15 protein-coding genes are annotated in these 21,576 nt (G+C 39.3%); 12 read left to right on the top strand and 3 right to left on the bottom strand.

What is annotated here, in order from left to right; genetic code table 11:
* Positions 1-35 precede the first annotated feature (35 nt).
* On the top strand, positions 36-2,318 hold the full coding sequence (locus ACP69X_RS02370; RefSeq protein ID WP_426052385.1) for a CDP-glycerol glycerophosphotransferase family protein: 2,283 nt from the start codon (positions 36-38) through the stop codon (positions 2,316-2,318).
* A 173-nt stretch (positions 2,319-2,491) separates the two neighbouring features.
* Here ACP69X_RS02370 and ACP69X_RS02365 read toward each other — a convergent pair whose 3' ends face one another.
* Positions 2,492-5,497 carry a CDP-glycerol glycerophosphotransferase family protein gene (locus ACP69X_RS02365; RefSeq protein ID WP_426052384.1) on the bottom strand — a complete coding sequence of 1,002 codons (3,006 nt, stop codon included), beginning with the start codon at positions 5,495-5,497 and terminating at the stop codon, positions 2,492-2,494.
* 309 nt (positions 5,498-5,806) lie between these two features.
* Here ACP69X_RS02365 and ACP69X_RS02360 point away from each other — a divergent pair, with 309 nt between their 5' ends.
* Positions 5,807-6,634, top strand: coding sequence for an ABC transporter permease (locus tag ACP69X_RS02360; protein ID WP_024426273.1), 828 nt, complete (start codon positions 5,807-5,809; stop codon positions 6,632-6,634).
* Between the two features lie 19 nt (positions 6,635-6,653).
* Entirely contained in the window at positions 6,654-8,255 is a 1,602-nt protein-coding gene (tagH, locus tag ACP69X_RS02355; RefSeq protein WP_426052383.1) for a teichoic acids export ABC transporter ATP-binding subunit TagH, read from the top strand.
* Positions 8,256-8,281: 26 nt separating this feature from the next.
* Here the strand turns inward: tagH and galU are convergent, their stop codons facing one another.
* The gene (gene galU, locus ACP69X_RS02350) at positions 8,282-9,163 is read right to left on the bottom strand and encodes a UTP--glucose-1-phosphate uridylyltransferase GalU (protein WP_008343198.1); all 882 of its coding nucleotides are present in this window, start codon (positions 9,161-9,163) and stop codon (positions 8,282-8,284) included.
* A 269-nt stretch (positions 9,164-9,432) separates the two neighbouring features.
* Here galU and wecB point away from each other — a divergent pair, with 269 nt between their 5' ends.
* Positions 9,433-10,572, top strand: coding sequence for a non-hydrolyzing UDP-N-acetylglucosamine 2-epimerase (gene wecB / locus ACP69X_RS02345; protein ID WP_426052382.1), 1,140 nt, complete (start codon positions 9,433-9,435; stop codon positions 10,570-10,572).
* 33 nt (positions 10,573-10,605) lie between these two features.
* Here wecB and ACP69X_RS02340 read toward each other — a convergent pair whose 3' ends face one another.
* Positions 10,606-11,526, bottom strand: a complete 921-nt coding sequence (locus ACP69X_RS02340) for a LytR family transcriptional regulator (RefSeq protein WP_041087989.1) — start codon at positions 11,524-11,526, stop codon at positions 10,606-10,608.
* Between the two features lie 182 nt (positions 11,527-11,708).
* Here ACP69X_RS02340 and ACP69X_RS02335 point away from each other — a divergent pair, with 182 nt between their 5' ends.
* The 8 genes from ACP69X_RS02335 to tuaC all read left to right on the top strand — a co-directional run bounded on the left by ACP69X_RS02335 (position 11,709) and on the right by tuaC (position 21,570).
* Positions 11,709-12,032 (top strand): hypothetical protein, encoded by a 324-nt coding sequence (locus tag ACP69X_RS02335; RefSeq protein WP_041087991.1) that lies wholly within the window; start codon positions 11,709-11,711, stop codon positions 12,030-12,032.
* Between the two features lie 24 nt (positions 12,033-12,056).
* Positions 12,057-14,165 carry a SpoIID/LytB domain-containing protein gene (locus ACP69X_RS02330; RefSeq protein WP_075612007.1) on the top strand — a complete coding sequence of 703 codons (2,109 nt, stop codon included), beginning with the start codon at positions 12,057-12,059 and terminating at the stop codon, positions 14,163-14,165.
* A gap of 23 nt (positions 14,166-14,188) precedes the next feature.
* Positions 14,189-15,679 carry an N-acetylmuramoyl-L-alanine amidase gene (locus tag ACP69X_RS02325; protein ID WP_041087995.1) on the top strand — a complete coding sequence of 497 codons (1,491 nt, stop codon included), beginning with the start codon at positions 14,189-14,191 and terminating at the stop codon, positions 15,677-15,679.
* Between the two features lie 124 nt (positions 15,680-15,803).
* Positions 15,804-17,300 carry a cell wall-binding repeat-containing protein gene (locus ACP69X_RS02320; protein ID WP_426052381.1) on the top strand — a complete coding sequence of 499 codons (1,497 nt, stop codon included), beginning with the start codon at positions 15,804-15,806 and terminating at the stop codon, positions 17,298-17,300.
* A 128-nt stretch (positions 17,301-17,428) separates the two neighbouring features.
* Positions 17,429-18,022 carry a hypothetical protein gene (locus tag ACP69X_RS02315; protein WP_241768926.1) on the top strand — a complete coding sequence of 198 codons (594 nt, stop codon included), beginning with the start codon at positions 17,429-17,431 and terminating at the stop codon, positions 18,020-18,022.
* Between the two features lie 199 nt (positions 18,023-18,221).
* The gene (locus tag ACP69X_RS02310) at positions 18,222-18,881 is read left to right on the top strand and encodes a sugar transferase (RefSeq protein ID WP_041088002.1); all 660 of its coding nucleotides are present in this window, start codon (positions 18,222-18,224) and stop codon (positions 18,879-18,881) included.
* Between the two features lie 17 nt (positions 18,882-18,898).
* The gene (gene tuaB, locus ACP69X_RS02305; protein ID WP_041088004.1) at positions 18,899-20,350 is read left to right on the top strand and encodes a teichuronic acid biosynthesis protein TuaB; all 1,452 of its coding nucleotides are present in this window, start codon (positions 18,899-18,901) and stop codon (positions 20,348-20,350) included.
* Positions 20,347-21,570 carry a teichuronic acid biosynthesis protein TuaC gene (gene tuaC / locus ACP69X_RS02300; RefSeq protein WP_426052380.1) on the top strand — a complete coding sequence of 408 codons (1,224 nt, stop codon included), beginning with the start codon at positions 20,347-20,349 and terminating at the stop codon, positions 21,568-21,570. The genes tuaB and tuaC overlap by 4 nt, the downstream gene beginning before the upstream one ends.
* Positions 21,571-21,576 lie beyond the last annotated feature (6 nt).

The raw sequence follows: 21,576 nt of genomic DNA, 5'->3' as shown, positions 1-21,576 counted from the left end.
CGGTAAGATTTCTGAACAGAGGAGATTAACGATTAATGATTGAAGAGGGAATTCATAAGAAGAAGAGTGTTGTTGAAGGGTTAAAAAATCACCATGAGAAATTAGAAATGCTGATTCGCATCGATGATGACATGCCATTAACAGATAGAGAATTTTATTTGTTTATGAGGGAAAGAGTATCAAAACAAGAGCTTTTCCTTCCGCTTGTTCATCAAGAAGAGAATCTATTCAAATTGGTATTGAGTGAATCATCGCTGCCGCTTGCGTTAGAACAAGGCCAGACATATAACTTGTATGTCACGGACTATTTAAGCACAAACCAAGAAGAGGATGAGGACGAGCTTGAGGACTCAGCTTATGATTCTGATTCCGAAGAAGAGGAAGAAGAAGTAAAAGAAGCAGATATCAATACAGATATTGAATCTGAAGAGAAAACGTCAAACTATAAACGCCGTTTAAAAATGGAAGTACAAAAGCCTGAGCTGACTTTTTTAGAAAATAAAGACGCCATGCTGTATATCATTCCATACCGCACAGACAAAGGGAATGCTTCTTTGAAAATTAAGCGTGAGCTAAAGGTTGTGAAATTCAATCATATCGAGCTCAACAAAGGATGTATGTTATCTTTATCCGGGTATGCAGGTGTTCTAAGTGCAGAACATCCATATGAGATCAAAGAAGCAAAACTTCTATTGAAGAAAAATGGTGAAGAACCAATTGAACATCGTTTTCCGGTCAATATCACCCATATAAAAGATGAAGTGATCGAATACCGCGATGATCAACAGGTACCACAGCTTTATCAATTTTTAGCAGAAGTTCCTTTAGAGGAATTGACCTATTCCTTGAACAGACGCCTTGTATATCGCTTCTATCTTGAATTTATCTGCGATGTGAACGGAGTAGAGGAAACATTAACAACCACTTCTTTAGTGCTTGGAGACCGCTCGAACAAACTCAAAGGACTTGTTCAAATCCATAAGCGTAACGATGTACCGATTCGATATGAAGTGTACCGAAAGAAAAAAAGACAAACGCTTGGCATCCGTATTAATGACTACACCATGAAAACACGTGCCAAGTATTACGTCAAAAGCAAGTGGAAGAAATTCAAAAAGAAGATCGGTAAAATCAAAAAAGTCCGTAACCGCCTTGTGACAAGAACGTTTAAAACGACCTTTAAACTGGCGAGTAAGCTGTCTGTGAAAAAGAAAACCGTTGTTTTTGAAAGCTTTAACGGAAAACAATTCAGTTGTAATCCGCGTGGTATTTATGAGTATATGAAAGAAAATCACCCTGAATATACGCTGATCTGGAGCGTTAAAAAGGGTCATGAAGCACCGTTTAAGGAAAAAGGCATCTATTATATCAATCGTCTGTCATTGAAATGGATTTTTGCGATGGCAAGAGCCGAGTATTGGGTCGTAAACAGCCGTCTTCCGCTGTGGGTTCCAAAGCCAGATCACACAACATACTTGCAGACTTGGCATGGTACGCCGTTAAAACGACTGGCAATGGACATGGACGAGGTGCATATGCCTGGAACAAACACGAAGAAATACAAAAAGAATTTCACGAAAGAAGCATCGAATTGGGATTATCTCATCTCTCCTAATGCCTACTCGACTGAAATCTTTACACGTGCGTTCCAATTTCAAAAGACGATGATTGAGTCAGGATATCCGAGAAATGACTTCCTTCACAATCAAAACAATGAAGAAACGATGAGAGCACTGAAACAAAAAATGAACCTGCCGCTCGATAAAAAATTGATATTATACGCACCGACATGGAGAGACGATCAATTTTATAAAAAAGGGCAGTACAAATTTGATTTAGACCTTGATCTGCATGAGCTCAGAGCTGCAATCGGAGATGAATATATCATCATTCTGCGTATGCACTATCTAGTTGCTGAAAACTTTGATTTAGGGCCGTATGAAGGCTTTGCCTATGACTTCTCTCATTACGAAGACATTAGAGACCTTTATATGATTTCAAATCTGCTCATCACAGATTACTCATCGGTGTTCTTTGATTATGCAAACCTCAAACGTCCGATGCTGTTCTATGTGCCAGACATTGAAACCTATCGAGACAAGCTCAGAGGCTTCTACTTCGACTTTGAACAAGAAGCACCTGGACCGCTTGTGAAAGAGACAGCAAGTGTCATTGACTGGGTGAGAGAAACAGAACAGCCATCCTTTACATTACCAGAGGCATTCTCGCCGTTTTATGAGAAATTCTGTTACTTAGAGACTGGAGAATCTTCGAAGCGAGTCGTTGAAGTAGTGTTTGATAAAAAACATAATGCTTAAAATTCGTGTATTATTGTATGAACAAGATTATGATTAAGAAGACAAACACCTTTAAGTTGATTTTCACTTAAAGGTGTTTTTTTATCCTGACTAGTAAACAAAAAAGCCAGTCGACTGTCTCGGACTGGCATCTTCAAAAAATAAATATTCTCAATATCGTTATTTAGTAGCTATTAATTAGAAAAGTTTTTTTTGTGTATGTTTCTTTTTAGATGTCTCTTAATTGTCTTAAGAGCTTTGAGTGTTTTTCGAGATTTACCTTTTAACTCTTTTACTTTTTTAACACTGATTGTGAAAAGATAGTTTCGGACTAGTGTTTGAATGGTCGCTATTTTTATATTTTGAAGAGTTTCTTTAGAAATTCTTGTTAAGGAAGCAATGATTGAAAAATCATCATCTTTTAAAGAAGATATTTCATTAAAAATTCTTTCGCAGTTTTTGTTATCAGTATACGTTAGAATTAAATCTCTTCTTTCTTCGACAAATAATTTCTCTCGGAAACCATTATGAATTGTATGAATAATTTCATTAACTAAGCTTGCTTGATCTTCTACAATTTCACCTAGGAAAGTTTCTTCCTTACTTCTTAAAATACCCTTATTGAAAAATTCTTCAAAATCAAAATGATAATATATAACTGGTTTTTTCATAAAACTTACATCAAATGACACACTAGAATAATCGGTAATAAGGAGAGAGGCTCTCATTAATAATTCTTGAACGTTTACTTCACCCAATTCCAAAATAGACACTACATCACTCTTATATTTGTTGAAATAAGAGATATATGGCTGCATTCGATAATGAGGATAAAATAATAGTTTCACTCTATGTTTTTTTAATTCTTGAAGCAGTTTTTTATCTTTTAGAATCGAAATATACTTCTCATAGTAATCTGATTTTAAGAAAGTTTCTTCTGTATTGAGCCATTCTCTCCATGTTGGCATGATTAAAATCTCTCTATCGCCATTATGATCTGTTGTCTTAGAATTAGCTAAATGATCAAATCTTGATAAGCCAGTCACCTTAACCTCTGATTCTTTGTAACCAAAATGATCCATCATCATTTTCTTTTCATAAACCGAGCTGACACAAACTATATGAAAAGGATATTGATAGAAAAATCGATGATATTCGGCTGATTTTCTTCCCATTACACCGTGTTGTAGAAAGATTCTTTTTGCTTTCTTCGTATGTTGATATTGTGGTATTTTAAATGGAAGGAAATATTCTAGATCATGAGAACCGATAAAGTGTGTAGCTTGTAGTGTTTTTTCAATATGTTCAGCTGAGCCAATGATCAGTACGTTTCCAAGATGTTCGATATTTCGAATATCTTTACTTCCTTCTTCAATAGCATAATAAACTTCTTTATCAGGATGCTTTTCTCTGCAATATTTGAAAAAGTGATAACCTGTATCTTGAGCGGTATCTGGTCTTTCTCCTATAATCCAAACTTCTTCTCTGTTTTCACTAATTTGATCCTCAGAAATAGAAGATTTAAAGGGAAGTACTTCTAGTTTTAGATTTCCCTTAGGAGTTGTTGACGAAAAGTTAAAAATCTTATTGTTATCATTACCTTTATATTTGATAATAGAAAGATACTTGTCTTTCTTATAAGTATACTTAACAAACCCTAGACGCCTATTAAATGAAAACTTTTCTGTATCGAATCTTATAAAGAAATCCCAAACTCCTTTTTCTTCAGGGAGTGTGGATGTATCAAATAACACTTTGAACCCACAGTACGTATAGTCTTTCTTGTCCCGTTTATAATGATAAGCAAATGTTAAGTCTCTTTTATTTTGTACGGGAATGGTTATTTCTTTTAAAGATGCGCGTTCTTTTAAGACTAATGAGCGCTTAACAGAATCTGAATGAGGCATTTCTAAGCCTCTTAAGATAGCAGCGCCCTCAATTTTTAAGTAGTGACCACGTATTTTTTTGACTTGATAGAGATTTCTTACGGTTCTAGCTTTCCTAACTGTAAAACTCAAGTTTTGACTGGCGGTTCGATGTAGTCCTACTTCAAAAGGTACTTTCTCAAATATATTAAGAACGTTATTTTCATCAAAAGTCAAAGAGGTATTTGTGACTTTGGCGAAAATAGTTTTCTGACTTTTTTTGTTTGTTAATAAAAAGAGCCAGTCAGATTGTTTCTGACTTCCATCTTGTAAGGCTTCAATGATACGTTTAAAAGGTATCTTTAAAATAAAATCTTCATCATTTATACGTTTTATTTTAGTTAACACAGTACTCTCTGTGTCTTTGTTATTTATCATGTGAATTTCAGAGACATGATGATCTATTAATGCTAATTGTTCACTTGCTATAGATATTTGGGCAGTCATCGTTTGATTTTGAATATAGCTCTCTTTAAAAGAAACAAGTAGACTTTCTTGTTTGACATCTAATATCAATCCACTATTTTTCTTTTTAAATTGACACTGAAAGAGATGATCAGTAGTTTTAAATGAATTTGTAGGAACCAATTTTTTTCTGTCTTTTATAAAAGATCCTAGTAGCTTACCCTCTATTTCTTCATAAAAATGCATTTGCCAGATACCCTCATATAAATTATGAAGGCCAAGTGAACTTAAATCTATGTGTGCAGACCAAATTCCATTTTCTGAAATTGAATCAACAGGAAATAATATCTTATCCTTTGAAGGTACTCTATGAAGTGAAATAAAGAATTTTCTTTGATTTAATGGAGCATCAATGTCTAAAATGTTTGAAACACCATTTATTGTGAGAGTATAATTTTCAAGCATGAAATCAATCATATTGGTTTTGTATAAATTTGTTCTTTTTCTAGCGTTTAAAATTTCGAACGTTATTTTTGTTTGTAAGTTTTCATTGCTTGTTCTTTTAATTAGTACAGCCAATTCTCTATGCAGAATCTTTCTTTGCCATTTGTGATGAACGGCATATTGTAGCGGAGTGAGTATTCCAACTTGATCTGCTACGAAAATACTGAAAGAGGAACCTTTTAGAGGGAGAATGTCTTTAGCACGTATTTCTGCTACGTAAAAACCATCTTTATTCTGCTGTAGAGGAAAATCAAATGATTGATTATCACGAATGAAATTTATTGTTTTTAGGTCTTTTTTATCATATGAATGTATGAACAAAGATAAGATAGAGTTACTAGTTAAAATACTTTCTAAAGAAACCATAGTCTCTCTCCTTAAAATCTAGTTAATAATCTATTTTTAATTAGTAAAAATAATACTGAATAACTATAATATGGATATCCAAATAATATGCTCTGATTATATAGTCAAGATAGTTTAACATACATTATTCTGAAATGTAAATATCATCCCAAATTTGCTTATAACCTATGATCAAGCAAATAATTCCTATACTTATGAAGGATAGCATCTTTGTTTTGTCTTTAAAGTGAAAAAATAAACAACATCTGTTACAATTATGAGCGGTGCTTTTAATTTTGGTACTCAAAACTTTTGTTAAGGAAGATAACAATGAACGCAATGTTGACGATACTAAAGGAGCAAATCAGCTCATTTCCGCTGATTATGCGACTTGCTGTTTATGAAACAAAATCAAAATATCAGATGAATTATTTAGGTGTTTTATGGCAGTTTTTAAATCCATTGATTCAAATGCTGGCTTACTGGTTTGTTTTTGGTATGGGCATTCGCGGAGGACAGCCAATTGTCATTGGCGGTGTGGAGATTCCATTTATCATCTGGATGCTTGCCGGATTAATCCCGTGGTTTTTCATTAGTCCGACCATTCTTGATGGATCAAACAGTGTGTTTAAACGCATTAATATGGTATCGAAGATGAATTTTCCGATTAGTGCGCTGCCGTCTGTGGTGATTATGTCCAACTTGTTCAGCTACTTTGTTATGATGGGTGTCTATCTGATTGTGCTGATTTCCTATGGCATCTACCCTGACGCGCATTGGCTGCAATATATATACTATTTTATTTGTATGATCGCGTTTATGTTTTCGTTTAGTTTGTTTAATTCCACGATTAGCGTACTCGTGAGAGACTATCAATTTCTTTTACAATCCGTGACAAGATTACTTTTCTTTTTGCTGCCGATTTTTTGGAATATTTCAGAGAAGCTCACAGGAGACAAAGCGTGGATTGGGGACATATTAAGATTGAATCCTCTTTTCTACATTATTGATGGTTTTAGAAATAGTTTGTTAAAGGGAGAATGGTTTTTCCATGATGTCAAATACACACTTTATTTTTGGCTGATCACGCTTCTTCTTTTAACTGTCGGTTCATTGCTTCATATGAAATTTAGGGATAAATTTGTCGATTTTCTTTAAAAAGTAAGGAGATTATACGATGAAACTAAAGGTTTCGTTTCGAAACGTATCCAAGCAATACGTCCTATATAAAAAGCAGTCAGATAAGATTAAAGGGCTGTTTTTTCCTAATAAAAATGAAAAAGGTTTTTTTGCTGTCCGTGATGTGTCCTTTGATGTATATGAAGGCGAGACGATTGGTTTTGTAGGGATTAACGGCTCTGGAAAATCGACAATGTCGAACCTTCTAGCGAAAATCATTCCACCGACAAGTGGTGAAATTGAGATGGACGGCCAGCCTTCGTTAATTGCCATTGCAGCAGGGTTGAACAACCAATTAAGCGGAAAAGATAACATTCGCCTAAAATGCTTAATGATGGGGCTGACGAATAAAGAGATAGACGAGCTTTATGAAAAAATCGTAGAGTTTGCGGATATTGGAGACTTTATTGACCAGCCTGTAAAGAGCTATTCAAGCGGAATGAAATCCCGTCTTGGTTTTGCCATTTCAGCGCATATCGATCCAGATATCCTGATTATTGATGAAGCACTGTCTGTTGGAGACCAAACCTTCTATCAAAAATGTGTGGACCGCATTACAGAATTCAAGGAACAAGGAAAGACGATCTTTTTTGTCAGTCACTCCATTAGCCAAATCCAAAAAATCTGTGATCGGGTGGCTTGGATGCATTATGGTGAGCTTCGTATGTTTGATGATACGAAAAAGGTCGTAAAGGAATATAAGGAATTTGTTGATTGGTTTAACAAGCTTTCCAAGAAAGAGAAACAAAAATACCAAATGGAACATAAGGAAGGCAGAAAAGGCGTACAAAAGACAGAAAAGGTGTCTCGTTATCAAGAGAACGGAAAACGGCGCTCATTGTTCGGACCCGCATTTCAAGTGACAGTTTTAGCGGCCTTAACGATATTGCTTGCCTTATCGATGTTTTCGGATCGCCCGCTTCGTACACTGGCGACATTTGGTGCAATCCCATCAGATAAGATAGAAGCGCCTCATTCGAAGAACCAAGAGACGAAGGGGGCACCCGATATGAAAAAGGTGGATCAACAGATGATTATCACGGCTGATCCACTCAAGGTTTACAAAGACCGAGCCATGAAAAAAAAGGCTGATGTCACTTTGCCATTTGGACAAGAAGTACAGGCTGTGGCTGAAAATAAACAAACCGTTCAAATTAAAACAGCGTCAGAAACGTATTTTGTTAAACCTGATGCGCTTCAAAATGCAGAGGATTTAAAGTCATTATCCATTGGACCAGGACAGTTTAATTCCTATGTATCGCCTGCATCAGCAGGTTCATATGAGTATTTACTTTCTTTCCTTGGAAAAGAAGAGTCTGTTCTAAAGCAAAGAATGCAGACGCTGAGCTCGATCAAAAGTGATCAAGGGGATACGATTGAGCGTTTGACCACAGAGAAAACTGACTATGTCATTCAAAATGGTCAGGCAAACACCATTGTGTTTCGAGAGGTGATGTCCATCTCTCCTTCCACACTTGGGCTGACAGAACAGAATGTCTGGATGAATGAGAAACAAACGAAATTCGCAGTGAAGGGCGAAAACAATCTGTTTGTCATTGATAATGAACAGCATACACTGACTATTTCCGTGATTAATTAAAAAAGCTGCCGATGCCGGCAGCTTTTTTAGTTCACTTCTTCTTTTTCGAGAAGCTGTTTCATAAATGGAATGAGTTTCTTTTTCAATTCTTCATCCTGAAGAGCAAACTCAAGCGTTGTTTCAATGAAGCCTTGCTTCTCACCGACATCGTATCGTTTCCCTTCGAAATCATAGGCGAAGACGCGCTGGATGTCATTCAGTTTTTGAATGGCATCTGTCAGTTGAATTTCGCCACCTGCACCAATTTCTTGCTGATCGAGGTACATAAAGATCTCTGGCGTGAAAATGTAGCGACCTAAGATGGCTAGGTTCGATGGTGCTGTTCCTTGCGGCGGCTTTTCAACAAAGTTTTTGACTTGATAGCGGCGTCCTTCTTGTGTAAGAGGATCAATGATCCCGTAGCGATGAGTATCGCTGTCTGCTACTTGCTGAACCCCAATGACAGATGAAAGAGTTTTTTCATATTCATCCATCAGCTGGCGAAGCCCAGGTGTTTCGGCTTGAACAATGTCATCACCTAATAAAACAGCAAAAGGCTCATCACCGATAAAGTTGCGTGCGCACCAAACCGCGTGTCCGAGTCCTTTAGGCTCTTTTTGACGTATGTAATGAATGTCAGCAATGTTAGAGGATTTTCTCACTTTTTCTAAAAGCTCGCTCTTTCCTTTTTCCTCAAGGTTGCGCTCTAACTCTGGTGCAAAATCAAAATGATCCTCAATGGCTCTTTTCCCTTTTCCAGTGACGATAATAATGTCTTCGATTCCAGATTCAACAGCTTCTTCAATAATATATTGAATGGTTGGCTTATCAACGATTGGAAGCATTTCTTTAGGCATTGCTTTTGTTGCAGGGAGGAAACGTGTCCCAAGACCTGCAGCTGGTATAATGGCTTTACGTACTTTTTTCAATGAACTTTGCACCTTCCTTACATATAGAAAAAATGATTTGGCTCTATTTTTCATCTTTCATAAAGTGTAACTTACAAATGATAGAAATGACAAATGATTTACGATAAATGCATGATCTGATTCAATGTTTATTGTAAAGAGTTTGTGTAAATTTTTATGTTGAAAAGAGTAAAGGTGATGTAAAAATTGAAAATAGAATGATTAGGCTTCGTTCCTAATCTTTTGTATAATACACTTATGATAAATGAGAAGGAAAGAGGCATCGACTATTGAAAACATTACATGTAATGACTGTATTCGGGACGAGGCCTGAAGCGATTAAAATGGCACCCCTTGTCCTTGAGCTGAAAAAACATCCGCAAATCAAATCCTCAGTCACTGTGACTGCACAGCATCGGCAAATGCTTGATCAAGTGTTGAAAGCCTTTAACATTCAACCAGATCATGATTTAAATATTATGAAAGAACGCCAGACATTATCTGAAATCACATCAAATGCACTATTGAAACTAGATCAATTATTCCAAGAGGAAAAACCTGATATTGTCCTTGTTCATGGAGACACAACAACAACCTTTGCAGGAAGCTTGGCCGCATTCTACCACCAAATTTCTGTCGGTCATGTTGAAGCGGGTTTAAGAACACACAATAAATACTCGCCGTTCCCTGAGGAATTGAACCGACAAATGACAGGCACGATTGCCGATATTCATTTTGCTCCTACAAATGAGGCGAAACAGAATCTTTTAGTCGAAAATAAAAAAGAAGAGACGATTTGTGTGACAGGAAATACTGCGATTGATGCTTTGCAAACAACGGTAACAGAACAGTATCAACACTCTATTTTAGAGAAAATAGGCACAGATAAAATGATCTTGTTAACGGCTCACCGAAGAGAAAATCTCGGCCAGCCGATGAAAAACATGTTTAGAGCGATTAGACGTATTGTAGAAGAGTTTGAAGATGTTCAGGTTGTATATCCTGTACATTTAAACCCTGCTGTTCGTGATGCGGCTCAGACAGAATTCAGTGATCTTAATCGTGTGCACTTAATTGAGCCGCTTGAAGTCGTTGATTTCCATAACTTCGCTGCTGCCTCACACTTTATATTAACGGATTCTGGCGGTGTACAAGAGGAGGCGCCTTCTCTAGGGAAGCCAGTACTAGTTCTGCGTGATACAACAGAACGCCCTGAAGGTGTGAAAGCTGGTACGCTTAAGCTCGCTGGTACAGATGAAGAGACCATTTACAACATGGCAAAACAGCTGCTAGTCGATCAGAAAGAGTACGACAACATGTCGAAGGCGTCTAATCCATATGGTGATGGACAAGCGTCAAAACGAATTGTTGAAGAGCTTCTTCATCGTTTTGGATTAAGCGAAGAAAGACCAGTTCCATTTCAATCATAAAAAAAGAAGACTACATTTCTGTAGTCTTCTTTTTTACTGCTCCAAACTTTCCTTCAATTCCTTCTTCACTTTAGCCAGACTGCTGTCATCAAGCTGGTAGTAATAAATGTTATTGATACGTGCGCCTGATCCTTTCAACTCGTGCTGCTCCACATGCTGTCTTGCATCACGATAATCATTCATCATCGTCCACATATCGTCAAATGACATGTTTGTCTTCATATTATTTTCCACGACTTTGAACATATCGCCGAATTTCGTTATAGATGAAATGTTGGCACCTTTTGCAATGATGCCCTCAATGACTTGGCGCTGTCTTTGCTGACGTCCGAAGTCACCCTTTGGATCTTGCTTTCTCATTCTCGTATAGGCAAGGGCTTGATCCCCGTTCAGGTTAATCTCTCCTGTACCAAATGAATGGCCGTCATAGCTAAATGCAAACGTGCTGTTCACCGTAATTCCGCCAAGTGTATCGACAATATCCTTAAAGCTTTCCATATTGACTTTAACGAAGTAATCAACAGGTACATCAAGCAGTTCCTCTACAGTATCTGCTGCCATTTGTGTACCGCCGAATGCATAGGAATGGTTGATTTTATCCATTGTGCCTTTTCCGACAATTTTCGTATACGTATCACGCGGGATGCTCACCATCTCGGTCGTTTTCGTTTTCGGATTTACTGTCATGTATATTAATGTGTCTGCACGGCCTCGGTCATTTTTTCGTTCATCGACTCCCATAACTAAAATAGAAATCGGGTCTTTCTTATTTAAATCGACATCTTTGTCACGCTTATCTGACTTCTTTAAATTCTCCTGAATGCCTGCGACGGTCGATGCTGCTGTGTTCCAAAGATGATATGCGTATCCGCCAGTTGCTAATACGAATAAGCCAATAATCGATAAAACAATCCAAAGAACCTTTTTCTTCTTTCTTTTTCTTTCAGCTCTCATAATGTCCCTCACCTTTTCTATGATTCTTCCATGATTATAGGTTTACGAATCTTGATAAACAAGTTATTTTTTTACTCTGAACCTAGATATAGACGTTGTAACAAAAAAAAGGTTTCAAAAAACCTTAAATTTACCTTAAAATAATAAGTTATAAGACGATACAAAGACATGAGGTGAAAAAAATGAAGAAAATCGTCGTTTTACCGTTCTTAATACTGCTACTAGGTATCGTGCTCACAGCATGTGGAACGGCTGAGCAGTCCACAGGAGAAAACAAGACAAGCAGTTCAACTCCTCAGGTACTGGAAGAGAAAGCTGAATTTATTGGAATGGCTGATGCACATACAGTCGAAGTGAAAAAAGTGAATACGACCCTAAGCTATGAATTTACGGATAATTTTAAAGATGTGTTAAATGAATTTAAACCAGGAGACACAGTAGAAATCTCTTACTTTATTAATGACAGTGGTCAAAAGGAAATCCAGAAGATTGAAAAACAGAATTAAAAAAGATGGGCGGGATGAACAAAATTGAAGAAAACAGGCGTTACACTAATCGTTCTCATGATACTGACTCTACTAGTTGCACCCTTTCAGTCTGCCATGGCAAGCTCGGCAATTTCAGTGAAATTGTCTAATTATATCGGAAACAAAACAAGCATGGATATCTCAACAACTGGGGAATACAAGCTATCAGGATCAAATGTTGCTGTGACGAAAAGATATGACGGCAAAAATAGATACGAAGTAGCCAACAGCATCGCATCTGCTGGCTGGAAAAATCCATCAACTGTCGTCATTGTCAGTCGTGATGCATTTGATCATGCGATTTCTGTATCACCGTTAGCATACAAATTGGGCGCACCTATTTTGTATACGAATATTGAAAAGCTTACGAAAACAACAGAAAACCAGCTGAAGAAAATGAAGCCGGATAACATTCTGATTGTCGGAAATACGAAGAGCATTTCAACAGCTGCTGAGAAATCTATTAAAAAGTATGGCAAAGTCAGACGTATTAGTGGAAAAGACAAGTTTGAAATCTCCCAAAAAATCGCTAAAGAAATGGGTAACTATAAGCAAGCTGTCGTTGTCGGCGGGAACTCATTTATGAATGGGATTGCCATTGCATCCTATGCATCGAGAAAGGGATACCCTATCCTGTTAACAAAAAAAGATTCCATTCCGTCTTATAGAATGCCAAGTAAAGTGATCATCATCGGCAGTACGAAAAGTACTGGACAAAAAGTTGAAAATCAAATCAAAAAAACCTCACAGGTGACAAGAATCAGCGGTGCCAATCGCTATGAATTATCTGTGAATATTATAAAGAAATTAAATATTAATGCAGATAAAGTTTATTTGGCGAAAGCCTCTAGCTATATTTATGCTATGCCGCTGTCGCAATTGGCTGCAAAATCTAACAGTACCGTTGTGTATGTGAAACCCGATTCTGTCACAGCGTCTTTAAAAGCACTGTTGAAGGAAAAAGGTACATATGCTTATCATCTTGCGGGCAGCACAAGTGCGATTAAAGATAGCTTGAAAAATTCATTAGCCAAACAAGTTTATCTGAAAAAAAATCAAAACTACCAATTGAATATTTCTAACGGAAAAATTTCATTAAAAGGCATAAAAACGTATAACACAGTAAGAGTTGTTCCTGAGAAATATTCAACAAAAAATGTCCTTCAAATTGCAGGAAAGCCGTATTTAGGCAGCGTAAACTTTGCAATTGAATCAGGGTATATCAGGCCGACTCTCGAAAATATTCCATTTGAAGACTATCTAAAAGGCGTAGTGCCAAATGAAATGCCTGCAAGCTGGCATGTTGAAGCGTTAAAAGCACAGGCGGTTGCCGCTAGAACGTATTCGGTGAAAAGTATTGGAAAAGTCGTCCCTGATACAACAGCCTTCCAAGTCTATGGAGGATATAACTGGTACACAAATTCGACAAAAGCTGTCGATGCCACAAAAGGAAAGGTTCTGAAATACAACAATCAGCTCATTTCAGCAACCTATTACTCTAGCAATGGCGGTTATACAGAGGCAAGTGAAGAAGTATGGGGAAATGCACTGCCATACTTAGTGGCCAAAAAGGACACAAAAGATCCAGTCAATCCATGGACACTGAAACTCTCTAAAAAACAACTCGGCACGACATTGACTGCTAGTACGGCAGCATCTCAATGGTCTAAAGCAAAAGAGACAAATGCAGCTGACCTTGCTGGCCTGAAATCATGGCTGCTTAAAAACAAAGAAACTGCTGCATCTGATATGAAAATCGCATCAATCTCAAGCCTGACGTTCTCAGGGAAAACAAAAGGCCAGCGTGCGAAGACGGTATCGATCAAACTGACATACCATCTGAAAAACAAAACAGGCACATATTCGGTGAACAAAAGCACAACGGCAAGTATGAAGATGACCGAGTTTCGATCAGTCATGGGCGCAACAAAAGTGAAAAGCACGTTTGCGTCAGTCAAAAATAACACAAATGACTTCACGATTTCAGGAAAAGGGTATGGCCACGGCATTGGTATGAGCCAATACGGAGCCAAAGCGAGAGCTGAATCTGGAAACTCATACTCTTCCATACTCTCGTTCTACTATCCAGGTACAAAACTAACAAACTATTAAAGGGTAAAAGGAGGACATAGAAGATGCGCTCATTGATGAAAACAGCCATCCTCAGCCTCATCGCTATTTTCGTTATCGTTCCAACAGCTTTGGCAGACAATTCAGTATCAAGAATTGATGGCGGGAGCAGATATGCCGTAGCGGCAAACGTAGCGAAAAAAGGATGGGGAACTGCAAGTACAGTCATTTTAGTAGGGAAAACTGCGTATGCAGATGCAACAGCAGGAATTCCACTTGCACACCAAAAAAATGGACCAGTTCTTTACACAAACAGTAAAAGCCTTTCGGGTGATACAAAAAAAGCCTTAACTTCATTAAAAACAAAAACTGTGATCGTTTTAGGCAGCACATCAAGTGTGTCAAACAACGTGGTCAATCAAGTGAAGAAAATGGGCATCTCCACACAGCGTATTTCAGGAAAAAACCGATATGAGCTATCTGCGAATATCGCGAAAAAAATGAAAAAGCCAGCAGGCGTCGTTGTCGTTGAAGGTTCTTTCTATGCACATGGTATTGCGATTGCGCCTGTAGCTGCACAAAAAGGATTCCCAATTCTATACACAGATAAAAAGGGACTTCGTTCTGAAATCGCTTCTGTTGCAAAAGCAAGCAATGTGAAACAAACCATTGTAGTCGGCGGAGAGAATTACGTCACAAAAGCAGCTTATAATAAATTGAAATCTCCAACGCGAATCAAAGGCTCGACTCGTTATGATGTTGCGGCGAATATTGTGAAAAAGTACAATATGAGCGTCAATAATACCTATGTAGGAAGAGGATTTGGCTATGCCACTTCATCTTCTGCAGCAGGAATTGCAGCAAAGCAAAACAAAGCATTGCTTCTAACGAATGAAAAGACGCTTCCAAAAGTAACAAGAGCAACAGTGAGCAGCAAGAAAATCACCAAATTTACTGTCGTAGGCAGTACAAATACTGTGACACCAACTGTTGTAAACCAGCTGAAAAACCCGGCTGTTGGGAAAAAAGTATTCATTGATCCAGGTCATGGTGCGCATGATTCAGGAGCTGTAGGTTACGGATTATATGAAAAGAATTTGAATTTAGATGTAGCAAAGCGTTTAAATACGAAATTAAACAACGCTGGTGCACTTGTGACCATGTCAAGAACATCAGACACATTTGACAGTCTTCAAACACGAGTGAGCAAAGGTGCCAATGCGAAAGCAGATATCTTCATTAGTGTCCATGCGAACTCAAATGATAACAGCAGTGCAAATGGAACAGAAACATACTATGACAAAACATATGCGGCTGCAAACAGCCTGAAGCTGGCGCAAAACATCCAACCTAAAATGGTCAGTGCACTAGGTACAAGAGACCGTGGTGTGAAAACAGCTGGCTTCTACGTCATTAAATATTCTAAGATGCCGAGCGTTCTTTTAGAAACTGGTTTTGTTTCCAGCCCAGTTGATTCAAACATCTTGAAATCTGCTACGTATAAAGATCGATTAGCGTCAGGCATTTCAAGCGGTGTGTCAGGTTATTTTAGATAAGAAAACACAAACCTGGGGGGTGCCTCAGATCCTCTTAGGCTGCTCGAGAACGTACTCGGCAGCCTTTTTTTAAAAGTCCATGAAGCATCCTGGGTGAAGGGTTCAAACCAAGGAGGTTGACTTCATGCGTTTTGATATCAAATGTATTTTACTGATTGCTATTTCACTATGTTTATATACACCATCCGTTTTTGCTCAGCACACTGTATCGAGGATAGAAGGAAGAAATCGGTATGAGGTGGCGGTAAATGCTGCGAAAAGGGGCTGGCAGGAAGCGCCTGCAGTTGTTCTTGTGGGCGGTGATGCTTATGCAGATGCCCTAAGTGCTGTGCCTTATGCCTATCAGCAAGGGGCCCCAGTCCTGTTAACGAATGCGGGCAGTCTTTCAGGTGCTGTAAAGACAGGGTTGCAGCAGCTGAAAACGAAGCGGGTAACGATTCTTGGCGGGACTGCAAGTATTTCTGAAAAAGTCGTGAAGCAGTTAAAAGCGATGAATCTATCCGTTTCCCGTATTCAAGGAAAGAACCGCTATGAATTGGCAGCAAATGTGGCTAAGCACATGAAGAGTGCTAGTGCAGCTGTCGTCGTGAATGGTTCTGCTTATGCTGATGCTGTCGCGATTGCTCCATACGCTGCCAAACAAGGCTATCCTATTTTATTAACAGATGCCAAAGGACTGCGCGCGGAAACAGCCAATCTATTAAAAAACAAAGCGGTCAAGCGGACCATTGTGATCGGCGGAGAAGCAAGTGTTAATAAAACCGCTTTTCAAAAGCTTCCATCACCAGTCAGAATAAGCGGAGCCGATCGGTATGAGGTGGCTGCCCACATTGCTAAAACGTATCCAATGAAGACCAGTCAAACATTTATAAGTCATGGGTATGCTTATGCAGATGCAGCAGCTGCGGCAAGTATAGCAGCGAAGCAGGAACAAATCCTTCTTCTCACAGACGCTCAAACGGTGCCGAATGCCATCAGAAAAGTCATTGGAGCAAAACAAATGTCAGCATTTTCTGTGGTAGGCGGAACATCAACCATTCAATCAAATGTCATCACACAGCTGAAAAATGCGGTGTTAGGCAAAACGATTTTTATTGATGCAGGTCATGGTGCGCAGGATGCTGGAGCGGTAGGGAATGGACTGCTTGAAAAGAACATCAATTTAGGAGTAGCATTAAAGCTGCAGTCCAGGCTTAATCAAGCGGGTGCCCTTACTGTCATGTCGAGAACATCTGATACATTTGACTCCTTGCAGACACGTGTCAGTAAAGGAGCGCAGGCAAACGCTGATGTATTCATCAGTATTCACGCCAACGCAAATGATAACAGCCGTGCGAATGGAACAGAGACGTATTATGATACGACATATGCGGCAGCTCATAGTGTCAAGCTGGCACAACAGGTTCAACCCCGAATGGTCAGTGCCCTTGGTACAAGAGATCGCGGAGTGAAAACAGCAGGTTTCTATGTCATCAAGTATTCCAGAATGCCGAGCATCTTGCTAGAAACCGGCTTTGTGACAAGCCCAATTGATGCGAGTATTTTAAAATCAACCGCTGCAAAGGATCGGCTGGCTTCTGGAATTGCGACTGGTGTGTCCAACTACTTTGCCGTAAAATGAATCGTGAATGATGTGTCAAGTTAAAAATACATTTCATTTTTGGTTATGTTTGTTATAATTGAAACATAGAAGGTGAATGGTTTACGCATAAATCTTCAAAAGACAGCAAACCGACAAATCATGAAGAGGTGACGATCTTGAAAAAATTAATCACAATGCCGTTTCTAGTATTGCTTCTAGGAGTATTGCTCACAGCGTGCGGCACAACAAATCAATCAAGCGATAACAAAAAGGATGACAGCAAAAAAGAAACAACTGAAGCAGCCGATCAAAACAAAGATAAGGCTGCAGACAAAAAATCAGAAGATCAATCATCAAATGAAAAAGCAGATGATCAAAGTAAAGAAACAGCTGCTCAAACAGAAGAACCAGCAGGTCAATCTGATGAAGAAGCAAAAGACAGCTCAAGCAAAGAAATCACAAAAGAAGAACCTGCTAAAGACCAATCAAAATCTGACTCAAAAGGTGACTCTAAAACAAAGAAAGAATCAACAACTAGTAAGAAAAATGAAGTCACCAAAGAAGGCACATATGTCGGTTTGGCTGATGGACATACAATTGCTGTCAACATTGATGGAAAAGAAGTAGCTATTCAATTCGGAAATACCTTTTCTAAACAAGTGAATAGCTTAAAAGAAGAATCAAAAGTGAAAGTAACCTATACAAAAGATGCAAACGGAACACTTCGATTGAAAACAATCGAATCTGTAAAAGCAAAATAAAGAAAAGACTCGGAGACCCGCAGAATTGCGGGTCTTTTTTACGTTGAAAAGGGCATAACTTGATATAAGTGCACATTCTTAACACAGTTTTACAAGACTTAACAGCGCATTTACATTTGCTTAATGTTGCTCTGCTAAACTGACTTTCATAGAACATCTCTTTACACAACAACTACTTTGAATGGTGAGGTGCAGGTCAGTGAGTGCAGAGAAAGCGATGAATCTTTACAGAGAATATGAAGTGAGACGAAATCACTCTTTTGCCTTAACAGAACATATGGTTCGTTATTTATTTGCAAAACGTTTCATAGATTTAATGTTCTCGTTCATCGGATTGATGTTGAGTACGCCAGTCATTTTGCTGTTTGCTCTTTTGATTAAGCTGGAAACACCAGGGCCAGCCTTTTATATGCAAGAAAGGGTTGGGAAAGACGGTGTTTACTTTAAATTATGGAAGCTCAGATCGATGAGAACTGACGCAGAAAGCGGAGGAGCGAAATGGGCTCAAAAAAATGACCCGCGTATCACCAAAGTGGGGGCATTCATCCGTAAAACAAGAATTGATGAACTTCCACAATTTATCAACGTGTTAAAAGGAGAAATGAGTATCGTAGGCCCTCGTCCAGAAAGACCGATGTTTACCGCAGAATTTAATCGGACGATTCCAGGCTTCACAAAAAGATTGGCAGTAAAGCCGGGGCTGACAGGTCTTGCTCAAGTAAATGGCGGATATGAAATGAGTCCAAGTGAAAAATTAACACATGACTTACAGTATATTCAAAACTTGACATTTTCTCTCGACACGAAGATTATGGTAAAAACGTTAAAAGTCATCATGACTGGTGACGGAGCCAGATAAGTAAAGTAGGGAAGAGAATGGCAAGTATGAAAAAACGCATGCTAGGCGGGGCAAAATGGACAAGCTTGTCCGCATTGATCATCACCATCATCCAAATTGCACAGTTCGCCTTTTTAGGGAACATGATGTCACTCAAAGAGTTTGGACTCGTTGGTATGATCACAACTGTCACAATATTTACGCAGATTTTACTTGATCTAGGAATTGGGGCAGCGATCATTCAAAAGGAACAAACGACAGAACGTCAATTATCTACATTATATTGGATCAACTTGCTCACAGGGATTATCTTGTTTTGTCTGCTCATCCTGCTAAGCCCAATGATAGCCGCTTTTTATAACCGGCCAGAGCTAGAGGGTCTGCTCAAGCTATTATCGATCATGTTTCTGATAGCACCGATTGGCCAGCAGTACCAGTATATGATGCAAAAAGACTTAGCCTTTAAAACTTTAAGCACCATTGAAGCCATTGCGACCATCATATCGCTGCTCGTTTTACTTGTTTTCGCCTTCTTCATGAATCCGATTGTCGCCTATGTCATCTCTCAAGTGGTGCTGCAATCAGGAAAAGGTCTCATGTATGCAGCGGCTTATTGGAAGAAGTGGCGTCCAGCACCTGTTTTTGCATTAGGAGAAGTGAAGGAATTTTTCTCATTCGGTGCATTCCAGCTCGCATCCAGATTGGTTAACCGAGCAGGATCGAACATCGACATGATTTTAATCGGACGGTTTCTTGGAGCGGAAGCGTTAGGTATTTACAGCTTGGCGTATCAAATTGTGACGATTCCCGTGCTGAAGATTAATCCGATTGTGACAAGAGTGGCTTTCCCAGTTTTCGCAAAAAGTCAGCGTGATCACTCCATGCTGCGTGAGGGCTTCCTAAGTATGACGAATATGCTCGCATTGGTTAGTTTTCCATTATTAATCGGCCTTGCTGCCGTATCAGACAGCTTTATAGAAGTCGTGTTTGGAGAGAAATGGCTAGTAGCGGTTCCGGTTTTAAATATATTGTGCATTGTCGGCCTGCTGCGTGTGCTAATGAATCCAAACGGTTCCATACTTCTTGCAAAAGGGAGAGCGGACTTAGCCTTTTATTGGGATACGGGGATGCTCATCGTGTATGGCTGCGCATTATATGCAGGTGTCATGACAGGCAGTCTGCTCACAGTAGCTTGGATCTACTCAGGTGTCAGCCTGCTCAACTTTATTGTCGGCAGATGGCTCATGGCATATGTCATTCAGCTTGATATGAAGGTGTATTTAAAATCACTTGGAAAGCCTGCTGTCATGACGCTGCTTATGGCGGTCTGTGCGATAGCTTTACATCAAGGGATGAAGCTGACGTCAGCAGATATTTCACTTCAATTACTACTGACTGTTTGTGTCAGTGCTGCATTGTATGGCTTGCTGCTCATCAAAATGTATCCGCAGGCTGCAGGCAAATTATTGAGAAGAGGTCGTTCGTCATGAAGGTACTATGGCTGACAAGTGTATATCCTAGTGAAAAACACCCGAGTGAGGGCGTATTTCATGAAACGCAAGTGCAGGAGCTGCTCAAACAAGGAATAAAAGTGACTGTCATTTGTCCTAATCCAGTGAATCCGCCGGTTTTACGGATGCTCAAGGCATCCTATCGGCAGAAAAAAGAGCTGCCTGAACAGGAAGTGAGGAATGGAGTGACGGTTTACAGACCGCCTTATCGAGCGCTCCCTGGACAGCTGAAATGGGCACAGCCGAGTAAACGAATAGCGGCTTCCGTTCTCGAAGCAATGCAGCGTCATCAGCTGTCACCAGATTTTATTCATGCGCACTTTGCCATGCCGTCTGGCGGAGCGGCGGCTGTCATTCAGAAAGAAACGCAAATCCCTTATCTCTTGACCTTACACGGCAGTGATGTGAACGTATATCCGAGCTATAGCAAAGGGGCACAGGTAGCCTTTGAAACGGCGGTGAAGCAGGCATCTGTTGTTCTGACAGTGAGTGAGGAGCTGGCTAAAAAGACAAATGATATGACGAAGGTAGAAGCAAAATGTCTTCCGCTTGGTATTCCGCTCCAATCATTTTCCAGAACGGAAGAAGATCAAAAAGGCATCAGAAAGCACTTAGGTTTACCGATTCAAGATAAGCTCGTTGTTTTCGTCGGGCGTTTAGTGAAAGAGAAGGGCTTGCTGGAATTAGCTGATGCTGTCAGCAGCATGGATGGTGTGAAAGCAGTCTTTGTCGGAAAAGGCCCCCTTGCAAAGGAGCTCACGGAACGGACGGGAGGAGCATCTATTATACTTCCAGGGCAGGTGCCGAATGAGCAGGTAAGAGACTACTTAATGGCAGCTGATCTGTTTGCACTCCCTTCCTACAGTGAAGGAATGCCAACCGTCGTTCTAGAAGCGCTCGCTTTAAAAGTACCTGTCATTGCAACACGGGTTGGTGGTCTCCCATCCTTATTTTCTACCTATCAACACCTGCTCGTTGAACCGCGTTCGACGCGTCAGCTGAAAGAGGCGATTCACGCCTGCCTTTATGAAAACAGATGGAATGAAGAAGTGAAGAATGATCTTCATGAAATGGTTCATACAAAATATTCATCAGAACATAATGCGAAGCATCTCGTTCAGCAATATGAGAAGGTGCTCAATCAATCAATCAACATCCATCGTTTAAACAAGATGAAATGTGCAAAGAATGATAGATAGATAAAC

Source organism: Bacillus sp. DC4300-2b2 (assembly GCF_049895685.1).
Taxonomy (GTDB): Bacteria; Bacillota; Bacilli; order Bacillales; family Bacillaceae; genus Bacillus; species Bacillus safensis.
The sequence above is the reverse complement of the archived record's forward strand: the minus strand, read 5'-3'. Positions and strand labels throughout refer to the sequence as shown.